Consider the following 275-nt stretch of genomic DNA (forward strand, 5'->3'; position numbering starts at 1 on the left):
CGGTTGAGAGATCTGAAATATGCAATACATCGTGGTCAACGTCAAGACCTGAATCTATGATTGCAACTACTGTTCCTTCGCCCTTGTAACCACTATCCCAAACTTTAGGTACTGTAATGATTGTATTACTATCAATGTTTTGTGGTTTCGCTTCTTCCTGATTAGTAATAGCAGTAGTCTCATCTGCTACGGCAAGCTTCTCCTCTTCTTCTACTTTTTTCTCTGAAATAGCTGGAGTTTCTACAGCTGGTTGAGTCGCTTCTACTTCTGTATTT

1 pseudogene is annotated in these 275 nt (G+C 40.0%); it reads right to left on the bottom strand.

The features are described from left to right. Positions 1-275, bottom strand: a pseudogene (locus C1G53_RS12790) (hypothetical protein); the annotation flags it as partial.

The sequence above is a fragment of the Streptococcus suis genome (genome assembly GCF_002960445.1).
Classification (GTDB): domain Bacteria; phylum Bacillota; class Bacilli; order Lactobacillales; family Streptococcaceae; genus Streptococcus; species Streptococcus hyiners.